Below are 10,810 nucleotides of genomic sequence, written 5' to 3'. Positions count from 1 at the left end.
CAGGACCTTTACACTCATAATACACACCTGCGGCGGAAAAGGTTTCATTTTTCTGAAAAAAATTTCAGTCCGCCATAATATTATACAGCAAGAGTGAGCAGATGTCAAAATCCGGCGCATACGGATAACTGAGATAAATCATAATTTACATTTGTAGGGGACGGCGCAGCTAACAGCTGCACGTACCCTCTGTCAGCTTCGCTGACATCTCCCTACACCGTAGGGAGTCACTCGACGTCCCACAAAATTCGTATTATAGTGGCGACTATCATCCGCTCAACCAGGGGACGCCTTCTCTTACAAGGCGTCCCCTCTCCAAAAACAGTCCACCGGACTGTTTTTGGAGTCACCCCTTGCGAGGCGCCTGACGTAATAAGGGGCTCTGCCCCTTGACCCCCGCCAGAGGCGCTGCCTCTGGACTCTGCCAAAGGGACACAGTCCCTTTGGAATCCCATTCATAGTTGCCGCAAGGTATTACGATAAATTATGATTTATCTTAGCAGCGCACGATATTACCGTGTGATATTGCTGACCCACTTGTACTTCATGTAGTGCCTGTATACCGCAGGTATCTTCACGAACTCGTCAAGGGTGAGTATGAACGCCACCGCAAGCACAGGGAGCTTCAGCAGGAAGGCGGCTGCCATTCCCATGGGGACTACCACGCACCACAGGGTCACGATATCGCATATCATGCCGAACCTGGTGTCGCCGCCTGCGGGGAATATTCCCGAGATTATGGTGGAGTTGAGGGAGTTTCCGATGATATAATAAGCTGCCATGAACAGCATATACTTCAGATAAAACTGTGCCTTCGGAGCCAGGGTGATGAACTGCATGAGCAGGGGAGTCAGAGCAAGTATGACAACTCCCGAAGCGGCGCCTATCCAGATCGAGAAGCGCACGAAGCTGCCGCCTGCCTTTTTGGCTTCCTCCTTCTCGTCTCTGCCCAGCATACCGCCGATGATGATGCCCACGCCCGAGGCTATTCCCCAGCAAAGGCTGGCGATTATGCTGCGGACTATGCCTGCTATGGAGTTTGCGGCAGTTGCGTCCGAACCAAGGTGTCCCATGATGACCGAGTACATGGTGACGCCGCCGCCCCAGCCCAGCTGATTTAGCAGCAGCGGCATTGTATAGCGGATATAGTCCCTATGGAGAAGGGGAGTTTCCGAGCGGAGCATGAGTCTCAGCCGCAGGGGCGGACATTTCTTCATGGCGATGACAAAGAGTATGAATACGCATTCAAAGCCGCGGGTGATGACAGTGGCGAGGGCGGCTCCTGCGATACCCATTTCGGGGAAGAGACCCACACCGAAGATGAGACAGCCGTTGAGGGCTATATTCAGTACCACCGCAAGGCTTCCGATGAGGGAGCTTAGTCCCGCCCGGTCACAGACCTTCATAATGCCGAAGTAAGCCTGTGAGAAGCCTGCCAACAGGTAGGAAGCGGCAACGGTGCGCAGATAGACGGCTCCAAGGCGTATGAGGTGGCTGTCGGAGGTGAAGATGTGCATTATCTGCCGCGGAAGAAGAGCGGCTGCCAGAGAGAAAAATGCGCCTATTATAAGTGAATAGCGCATGGTTATGGCGAGGACCTCCTCAACGGTGCGCTGATCCTTTTTGCCCCAGTACTGAGCGGCGAGGACTCCGCAGCCTGGCACGAATGCTCCGAAGAACAGGCTGTACACGAAGGCTATCTGTCCTGCCAGAGACGAGGCGGACAGTGAGTCCTGGTCGAGGAAGCCCAGCATAAAGGCGTCCGACGCCGAGACCAGTGACGACATCATGTACTGGAAGGCGATAGGCGCCACTATGGTGAAAAGTTTTTTGTATAATCCTTTATTATCCTTCATAAATCTCCTTATGTGAGGTCATAAAAACAGGGGGCGCGCAGAGCGTGCTCCCATTCAGACAGATGAAAAAGCTGCCGCACAGTTGTGCAGCAGCCGTGATCTTTATTAAACAGCAGCCTTCTCGTTGTCGGGCTTTGTATCTTCAGCCTTGTCTGGAACGCTGACCTTCTCGATGTCGGCGCCCAGTGCACGGAGCTTGCCCTCCATACAGTCGTAGCCGCGCTCGATGTGGTAGATGTCCTCGATCTCGGTAACGCCGCTTGCAGCCAGTCCTGCAATGATAAGTGCAGCACCTGCTCTCAGGTCACACGCCTTTACGGGAGCTCCCATGAGCTTGCCTGTGCCCTCAATAAGGGCAACCTTGCCGTTTACGGTGATGTCGGCGCCCATTCTTCTCAGCTCGTCAACGTAGCGGAAGCGCTGCTCCCAGATATTCTCGGTGATGATGCTGGTTCCCTCTGCGAGACAGAGGAGGGTAGCTATCTGAGACTGCATATCTGTGGGGAAGCCGGGGTGAGGAGCGGTCTTTACGTTGGTCTTTACCAGAGGACCGTCTACCCATACTCTTATGCTGTCGTCGAACTGTTCTATGTTGACGCCTATCTTCTCAAGCTTCTTTGTTATGGACTCCAGGTGCTTGGGGATAACGTTCTTGATGAGAACATCGCCCTTTGTGGCGGCGACAGCCACCATGAATGTACCCGCCTCGATCTGGTCGGGGATAACAGCGTAGGTAGTACCGTGGAGGTGCTCGACGCCTCTGATCTTGATAACGTCTGTACCTGCGCCCATGATGTTGGCGCCCATGGAGTTGAGGCAGTTGGCAAGGTCAACGATATGTGGCTCCTTAGCCGCATTCTCTATGACAGTCAGACCCTCTGCCTTTACGGCAGCCAGCATAGCGTTCATAGTAGCGCCGACGGTGACCACATCAAAGAAGATCTGGTTGCCCGAGAGCTTATCTGCGGTAAGGTCGATCATACCCTGGCTGAGGGTATACTTAGCGCCCAGGGCTGTGAAAGCCTTCAGGTGCTGGTCGATGGGGCGGTCTCCCAGGGGACATCCGCCGGGCATCGAAACTCTTGCCTTATTGAACTTGCCGAGGAGCGCTCCCAGGAAATAGTAGGAGGCACGCATTTTCCTTGCGTACTCGTAGGGAACGCAGAATTTATTGATAGTTGTGGGATCGATCCTGTAGGCGTCCTTGCCTATGTTTGTTACTTCAGCACCCATTTCCTTGAGGATACGGATACAGATCCTTACATCGCTGATATCGGGAACGTTTTCGATAACACAGGGCCCGTCCGAAAGGATGACTGCGGGCAGTATAGCAACAGCCGCATTCTTTGCACCGCTTATGGCAACTTCACCTTCAAGGCGTCTTCCGCCTTTTATAACAAACTTATCCAAATATTTTCTCTCCTTATTTTTCGGGGTGTTTTTATCTGCTCCCGAATTTCTTTCTTTTGTTCCTCGGCATAAGACGCCGAACATATAAATTATTAAGCATTTGCTTAAAGATCATCATTTATAATCGGAAATATCCCAGCGGACTTCTTCCCCGCTGTACTTAGTAACAGTCATCTTTTCGATGACAACGTCCTTCTGGGGCTTGTAATACTCATCGACTGCTGTATTCTGAATATCGAAGACAACATCGAGGCCGTCGAAGACCTGTCCGAAGATGGTATAGCTTCCGTCGAACCAGGGCAGACCGCCCTTCTCGGTGTAGATCTCCTTTTCACTGTCGGTGAAGGCATAGCCGTAGGATTCAAGCTGTTCAGCCTCCTCCTGAGTGAGCTTTTCGCCTGTGACGATGAAGAAGCGGCTTCCGTTGGTATTGGTAGAGCCCTCATTGGAATATGCGACAGCGCCTGCCGCGTGGATAAGGTGGGGATCGGTAGTATCCTCATAGCCCTTGTCGAATATGGATTCACCGCCGGTACCGTCGCCGTTGGGGTCGCCGCCCTCAATGAGCATATCCTTCATTACTCTGTGGAACGTGAGCCCGTCATAGTAGCCCTGTTCTGCCAGTGTGATGAAGTTCTCGACGCCCTTTTCGGTGTACTCGGGGAAGAGCTTGATCTTTACTTCATGATCGTATCCCTTCAGCTTCATGCTGACTATGGTTTCGCCCTCTTTGGGGGCTGTGAAGTTCTTGATGTCTACGTTTTCCCTGCCCGAAGCCTGTTTTATCTCCTCGGGGTCGAAGGATTCGTATTCGTCGATGTACCAGTGAATATCCTCGCCGTTATATTCGTCAACGGTGACTGACTCCATTACAACGTCCTTATAGGGGAGGCTGCTTTCGGGATTTACCTGTACATTCTGTATCTTGAAGATAACATCGAGGCCGTCGATGACCTGTCCGAAAACGGTATAGCCGCCGTCCAGCCAGGGTGCGCCGCCTGTCTTCCTGTATATCTCCTTGGCGTTATCGGAAAAGACGTAGCCCTGCTGAGCGAGGGCATCGAAGTCCTCGTCGCTGTAGGTGGTGCCTGTTACCACGTAGAACTGGCTTCCGTCCGTGGAAGTTCCGCCGCTGTTGGCATAGGCGAGAGCGCCTGCCGCGTGGATAAGGTGGGGATCGGTGCCTCCGTCGAACTTTCCGCCCCAGAAGCTTTCGCCGCCGGTGCCGTTGCCGAGAGGATCTCCGCCCTGTATCATGAAATCCTTGATTATCCTGTGGAAGGTAAGACCGTCGTAGTAGCCCTTTTTAGCCAGCTCCACGAAGTTTTCCACGCCCTTGTCCGCATATTCGGGGAAGAGCCTGAACTTTACCGTTCCGTAATCCCTGATATTCATGGTGATTATGGTATCGCCCTTTTCTGGGGCAGTGAAGTTTGCGATTTCAACATTTTCAGCAGTTGGGGGCTGAGTAGTCTCAGCTTCTGTCTGAGGCTGAGTTGTTGCAGCAGTGGTAGTTTCCGCTGTGCTCTCAGAGCCTCCGCTCTGCTTGCTGCATGATGTAGCGGCAGAAGCCGCGATCATGAAACAGAAAAGACCTGCCAGGAATTTTCTGAGCATAAATATCACTCCTCGGAAAAAATCATCCTGTGATCATTATGAGTAATTATACTTCAACTTATATATTATACATCAAAAAATTTGATTTGTAAATAGTTTCCTGATAATTTTGTAGTCAGGATACAAAGCTTTTCCCTCAAAGGACAGCTTTTATCGCTGAAATCAACGAAATATCAGTCTTTTTTCTCGCCGTCGGTTATTTCATCTTCCGGAGAAAAAGTGCTTATGGTCACGGAATTTATGAGAATATCCTCCTTGGGGAACTTATATACGCCCATTTCATTGGTCTCAAGCTGAGCCAGCTTTTCCGCAACGTCCATGCCGCTGTATATCTGACCGATAACGGTCATCTGCTGTGAGAAGTTGGGAACACCGCCGTTTTCGATAAAGGCGTCCGCAAGGGCTTCGCTCTCGGAGGAGTTCTTCAGCTCCTCCTTGAATTCGTCATCATAGGTGACGGTATTCAGCATGATGAAGCGGCTTCCGTTGTAGTAGGTACCGCCGCCCAGTATCTTCTCCTTGAAGGTCTGCTTTACGGTGGTGTTCATGGCGAGGACAGCGCCCTTGAAGGGCCAGAGGTCCTGACTGAGCTCTCTTTCCACCAGCTCGTGGGAGTTGTCCTTGGCGGAGCCGTCCTTGTTGGGAGCGCCTGCCGCGGAATATACTCCGCTCTCTGCGTGGAAAACGTAGGTGCCGTCATAGTAGCCCGAGTTTGCCAGCTCTGTGAAGTTCGCCACGGCGTTGGGGGACTGCTCGGGGAAGAGCCTGAACCTTACCTCGCCGAGGGTTGTGTCCACGATAGCTATGGGATCGCCCTCCTTCGGGGGATCAAGCTGTATCAGCTTCATAGTCTCGGGGTCTATGGTGATGTAGTTGTTGTTTCGTGCCCTCATCATTCCGCCTATCATGACAGCGAGGGAGGAAACTCCCATAATGAGGGTGAATATGAGTATAAGTCTTACGACATGGTTGCGTTTGAACATGAAATTATCCTTTCCGTTTCATACTGCTATTATTATACATAAAGAGTCCCGGTTTGTCAACATTTGGTAAGTTGAAAGTTGAAAAACGCAGCAAACGCCTGTCGCATACCGCAGGGGAGGCGCTCCGCCGCCCGAAAAACAGGGAAAAAGAAGACGGACGGCTTTCACCGTCCGTATGCGTTATTTTTCAACATTGTCGAGGTAGAGCTGCCAGAGGTCTAATTCTATGTCCTTGTCACGGCAGTGGATAGTGAGAGTATCGCCTTCTTTTACAGCGTATCGTTCATGTATCACATTTGAGCCTTCGCCCCTATTGTCAAATGGAAGCTTAGAAACATGATACAGCCTTTTGTGGTCATGTATAATCCTGTCATGATGTATGCCGTCTTCGAGCAAAAGGTCATCAAAATCCATGGAAGAACGGGACATTACATACTTGTGGTCTACAGTAAAGTTTATCTGCAGATATTTTTTGTTTTTAACTTCTACGCCCTCAGGAATAGGGTAAAAATTATCCATGTTTTCATCGCGGTATTCCGTAAAGTATTCGCCGTCGGCGTTTGGTCCTGTTTTCAATTCATAGGTCTTGATCTCATAGGCTTCGGTCACGGTATAATGCAGCTTATCCGAGCTTATTGGTATAACTCCCACAAAAACGAACACAAAAACTGCGGACAGCACTGCAAGTGTGCCGAAAATGGCGGCTATGACCCTGAGGGTAATGCGCTTTTTTATCTTTTTCAGCGGCTTTATGTCCTTCCGGTCGGCTTTTATTTCATCTTCCTTGTTGTTCATGCTCTCGTAGATATTATTGCACTCCTCACATTCGCGGAGGTGCTTTTCTATTTCCTCGTTGCTGTCCTCTGAGGTCAGCTTGTCGCAGTACAGCGGCAGAAGGTCTCTGATTATACTGCATTTCATAATATCAACTCCTTTTTTAATTGAGAGTTTAGAGTTGAGAGTGCAGAGTTATTGTGTCTGCTTACGCAGACAGATCTGAATACTATCGCCGAAAGGCGATACCGCAACTCTCAACTATCTGCTTTCAACTCTCAACTTGTCGGGCGGATAATATCAGCCCCTACAGGCGGTTATTCCGCTTCGGGCTCCCGTTCATGGTGATGTGCTTGCTTCGGGAGGGCGGGGGCGCCCTACCCTACAGTTGGCTGTTTGCGGTAGTTCCCGCATCAATCGCCGCGGGCTAATTTCTGCTTGGCGCGGTAATAGGTCACACGCGCCCAGTTCTCGGACTTGCCGAATATCTCCCCTATCTCGCGGAAGCTCAGCTCCTGTGAGGCGCGGAGCAGTATCAGCTCCTTTTCCGTCTCGGGCAGGGAGTGAATCTTCTTCAGCAGCCTCAGCCGTCCGTCGGCGCTCTCCGCAGCCTCGTCGGGACGGGGAGCCGTGTCCTCCGCAAGCTCGCTTATCTCCTCGCCCTTGTGCTTTGTGCGCTTGCGGAGCTCCTCCAGCCATGCGTTGCGGGCGATACTGCACAGCCATGTGTACACGGAGCTCTCGCCCTTGTATTTCTTCAGTGACTTTATGGCGCGGTAAAAGGTCTCCTGAGTGAGCTCCTCGGCGGTGTCGGCATCGCCGCAGAGAGTCATGAGGTACAGAAAGACCTTCCTGCCGTTTTCCCTGTAATATTGCTCCATTTCTCCCGACACGCCGACACCTCCCTTCTGAACGTTCACTTATTAGTTGCGGAAAAAGCCTATTCGTTACAGCTTTTTCCGAAAAATTTTCAAATTGACATTGCGGAATTAACGTGCTATACTGAAATGTACCAAATATACGTTATTATATCATTTTTTGCGAAATACAGCAACCTGTCCCGCCTATCTGCAATGCAGAAATTTTACCTCTTTACTTTTATATAAAGATTGTGTTATAATGAAAGAATAGCGAAATGAACGATTTGGACGGATCGTCCGTCCGACAATAACTTCTTCTGAGGTGCATAATGGCAAATAAGTATTCTCTCGGCATTGACGTGGGCTCCACCACGGTAAAGACTGTCATAACCGACAGCGACGGAAATATCCTGTATTCCAAGTATCAGCGCCATCTCTCCAAGGTAAAGGAGACGGTGACTGACCAGCTGAAGATCATACAGGCGGACTATCCCGACGAGGAGTTCACTGTGTGTATCACAGGCTCGGCAGGTCTTGGACTGGCAAATTCTGCGGATATTCCCTTCGTGCAGGAGGTCCATGCGGCTTTTCTCGCAGTAAAGCAGAAGCAGCCCGACGCTGACGCTGTTATAGAGCTGGGCGGCGAGGACGCTAAGATAATATTCCTGACAGGCGGCGTTGAACAGCGTATGAACGGCACCTGTGCAGGCGGTACGGGCGCATTCATCGACCAGATGGCTACACTGCTGGGCGTTTCCGCAGACCAGCTGGACGAGCTGTCCCTTCACGCACAGAAGATATACCCCATAGCTTCACGCTGCGGAGTTTTTGCCAAGTCGGATATACAGCCCCTGCTCAATCAGGGCGCAAGACGTGAGGACGTTGCCGCAAGTATCTTTCAGGCGGTCGTTGACCAGACTGTTTCGGGACTTGCCCAGGGACGCTCCATCGAGGGAAAGGTGCTTTTCCTCGGCGGTCCTTTATTCTTCCTCCGCGGACTCAAAAAGGCTTTCGTAAGGACTCTCGGACTTGACGAGGAGCACGCTGTGTTCCCGCCCGAGGCTCCTGTTTTCGTGGCTTACGGCTGCGCTATCTACGCGGCTACTGCCGAGAAGGCGTTCCATATAAGCGATATAATCGAGAAGATACGCACCGCAAAGGCTTCCGACGCCATAGTTACGGGCGAGCCCCTTTTCCGCTCCCATGCCGAGTATGACGAGTTTATAAACCGTCACAAAAAGTTCGACCTGGGCTATGCGGATATACGCACCTACAAGGGAGACGCCTACCTGGGTATCGACGCAGGCTCCACCACCACCAAGCTGGTGCTCATCACAGAGGACGGACGTATACTCTACCACCACTACTCCTCAAATCTGGGTCAGCCCCTTGACAAGATAGCCGACCAGGTAAAGCGCATTTACAGCGAGATGAACCCCGGTATCACCATTAAGGGCTCCGCTGTAACGGGCTACGGCGAGGACCTCATAAAGGCAGGTCTTTCCGTTGATCACGGCATAGTCGAGACCGTGGCGCACTTCAAGGCGGCGGCTTACTTCTGCCCCGACGTTGACTTCATCATCGACATCGGCGGACAGGACATCAAGTGCTTCAAGATAAAGAACAAGAGCATCGACAGCATAATGCTCAACGAGGCTTGCTCCTCGGGCTGCGGCTCTTTCATACAGACATTCGCAATGGCGCTGGGCTATGATATAGCCGAGTTCTCACAGCTGGGACTCTTTGCGGAGCACCCCGTTGATCTGGGCTCGCGCTGTACCGTATTCATGAACAGCTCCGTAAAACAGGCGCAGAAGGACGGCGCCACCGTGGAGGACATCTCCGCAGGTCTTTCCTCCTCCATAATCAAGAATGCCATTTATAAGGTGATCCGTGCCAATTCGCCCGACGATCTGGGAAAGAATATCGTCGTTCAGGGCGGAACCTTCCTCAATGACGCGGTGCTCCGCTCATTCGAGAAGGAGCTGGGCAGGAACGTTATCCGTCCCGCTATCTCGGGACTCATGGGAGCCTTCGGCTGTGCCCTCTATGCTAAGGAGAGAGCAGGTGAGGAAGCTTCAAAGCTCATCTCCGCAGAGGAGCTGGAGAACTTCACCTACACTTCACGCTCTGCAAACTGCGGCGGCTGTACCGCTCACTGCCAGCTGAACATCATCAGCTTCGGCAAGGGACGCCGCTTTATCTCCGGCAACCGCTGCGAAAAGGGCGGCGGAGCAGCCAACAGGAACACTGTTCCCAATCTCTATGAGTTCAAATACGACAGCATTCTCAACACCGTCAAGACCCACCAGCCCAGACGCTTCCGCGGCACTGTGGGACTTCCCCTCGCACTCGGCTTCTATGAGCAGCTGCCTTTCTGGCATATGCTGTTCACCACACTGGGCTTCAGGACAGTGGTCTCCGACGAGAGCTCCCGTGATATGTACTATCTGGGACAGCATACCATCCCATCGGATACGGTGTGCTACCCTGCAAAGCTTACTCACGGACACATCGAGAACCTGCTGGACAAGGGCGTGGACTTCATTTTCTACCCCTGCATGAGCTACAATCTGGACGAGGGCGGCAGCGACAACCACTTCAACTGTCCCGTAGTCGCCTATTATCCCGAGCTGCTCATGGCGAACAATCCAAGGCTCAACAAGGAGAACTTTATCCACCCCTACCTCGACCTGAATATCAGGAAGAACGTCATAAAGGTGCTGGGACAGGCTCTCAGCCGATACAACGTCAAGGGCAGGATACCCGACGCTGTGGACAAGGCTTACGAGGCGCTCCAGACCTACCATAATTCGGTAACGAAAAAGGCTATGGAGATAATCACTCAGGCAAGAGCCGAGGGAAGAAAGATAATCGTTATCGCAGGCCGTCCCTATCACATCGACAAGGAGATAAACCACGGCATACATAAGCTTGTCTCCAGTCTGGGCATGGCTGTCATCACCGAGGACAGCATCGCGGGACTTGTCAGCACTCCAAAGCTGGGGGTACTCAACCAGTGGACCTACCATTCAAGGCTCTATCGTGCCGCCAAATACGTCACCACACAGCCAGATATGCAGCTCATACAGCTGGTATCCTTCGGCTGCGGCATTGATGCCGTTACGGGCGACGAGGTGAGAAATATACTGGAGAGCCGCGGAAAGCTGTACACACAGCTTAAAATAGACGAGATAAACAATCTTGGCGCTGCAAGGATAAGACTCAGGAGCCTTGTTGCCGCCATGGAGCAGGCAGAGCAGAAGCCTGCCAGAAAGCCACGGGTGCAGCCCGTCTGAGCTGCACAGGC

General features: G+C 52.0%; 7 protein-coding genes. 1 reads left to right on the top strand and 6 read right to left on the bottom strand.

The features are described 5' to 3' along the window. Positions 1 to 512 precede the first annotated feature (512 nt). The 6 genes from T488_RS0116070 to T488_RS0116040 all read right to left on the bottom strand — a co-directional run bounded on the left by T488_RS0116070 (position 513) and on the right by T488_RS0116040 (position 7,560). Complete coding sequence (locus tag T488_RS0116070; protein ID WP_028521693.1) at positions 513 to 1,856, bottom strand: MATE family efflux transporter; 1,344 nt, start codon at positions 1,854 to 1,856, stop codon at positions 513 to 515. Between the two features lie 105 nt (positions 1,857 to 1,961). Further along, entirely contained in the window at positions 1,962 to 3,266 is a 1,305-nt protein-coding gene (locus tag T488_RS18370; RefSeq protein ID WP_037298597.1) for a UDP-N-acetylglucosamine 1-carboxyvinyltransferase, read from the bottom strand. A 114-nt stretch (positions 3,267 to 3,380) separates the two neighbouring features. Next, positions 3,381 to 4,883 carry a peptidylprolyl isomerase gene (locus T488_RS19075; RefSeq protein WP_051536528.1) on the bottom strand — a complete coding sequence of 501 codons (1,503 nt, stop codon included), beginning with the start codon at positions 4,881 to 4,883 and terminating at the stop codon, positions 3,381 to 3,383. Positions 4,884 to 5,056: 173 nt separating this feature from the next. Continuing rightward, on the bottom strand, positions 5,057 to 5,866 hold the full coding sequence (locus T488_RS0116050) for a peptidylprolyl isomerase (RefSeq protein WP_028521692.1): 810 nt from the start codon (positions 5,864 to 5,866) through the stop codon (positions 5,057 to 5,059). A 180-nt stretch (positions 5,867 to 6,046) separates the two neighbouring features. Beyond that, a complete protein-coding gene (locus tag T488_RS19070) occupies positions 6,047 to 6,787 on the bottom strand; it encodes a zf-HC2 domain-containing protein (protein ID WP_051536527.1) in 741 nt (246 codons plus the stop codon). A gap of 266 nt (positions 6,788 to 7,053) precedes the next feature. After that, positions 7,054 to 7,560 carry an RNA polymerase sigma factor gene (locus T488_RS0116040; RefSeq protein WP_242838371.1) on the bottom strand — a complete coding sequence of 169 codons (507 nt, stop codon included), beginning with the start codon at positions 7,558 to 7,560 and terminating at the stop codon, positions 7,054 to 7,056. Positions 7,561 to 7,829: 269 nt separating this feature from the next. On the opposite strand from T488_RS0116040, the gene T488_RS18350 reads away from it, so the two are divergent. Then, complete coding sequence (locus T488_RS18350; protein ID WP_051536526.1) at positions 7,830 to 10,799, top strand: acyl-CoA dehydratase activase; 2,970 nt, start codon at positions 7,830 to 7,832, stop codon at positions 10,797 to 10,799. Positions 10,800 to 10,810: the final 11 nt, after the last annotated feature.

It is taken from the genome of Ruminococcus flavefaciens ND2009 (genome assembly GCF_000621785.1).
Taxonomy (GTDB): domain Bacteria; phylum Bacillota; class Clostridia; order Oscillospirales; family Ruminococcaceae; genus Ruminococcus; species Ruminococcus flavefaciens_C.
The sequence above is the reverse complement of the archived record's forward strand: the minus strand, read 5'-3'. Positions and strand labels throughout refer to the sequence as shown.

Bases quoted from the DNA above. Each gene is read 5' to 3' on its own strand.
- T488_RS0116070 (WP_028521693.1), bottom strand. From the start codon at position 1,856: ATGAAGGATAATAAAGGATTATACAAAAAACTTTTCACCATAGTGGCG.
- T488_RS19070 (WP_051536527.1), bottom strand. From the start codon at position 6,787: ATGAAATGCAGTATAATCAGAGACCTTCTGCCGCTGTACTGCGACAAG.
- T488_RS18350 (WP_051536526.1), top strand. From the start codon at position 7,830: ATGGCAAATAAGTATTCTCTCGGCATTGACGTGGGCTCCACCACGGTA.
- T488_RS0116050 (WP_028521692.1), bottom strand. From the start codon at position 5,866: ATGTTCAAACGCAACCATGTCGTAAGACTTATACTCATATTCACCCTC.
- T488_RS19075 (WP_051536528.1), bottom strand. From the start codon at position 4,883: ATGCTCAGAAAATTCCTGGCAGGTCTTTTCTGTTTCATGATCGCGGCT.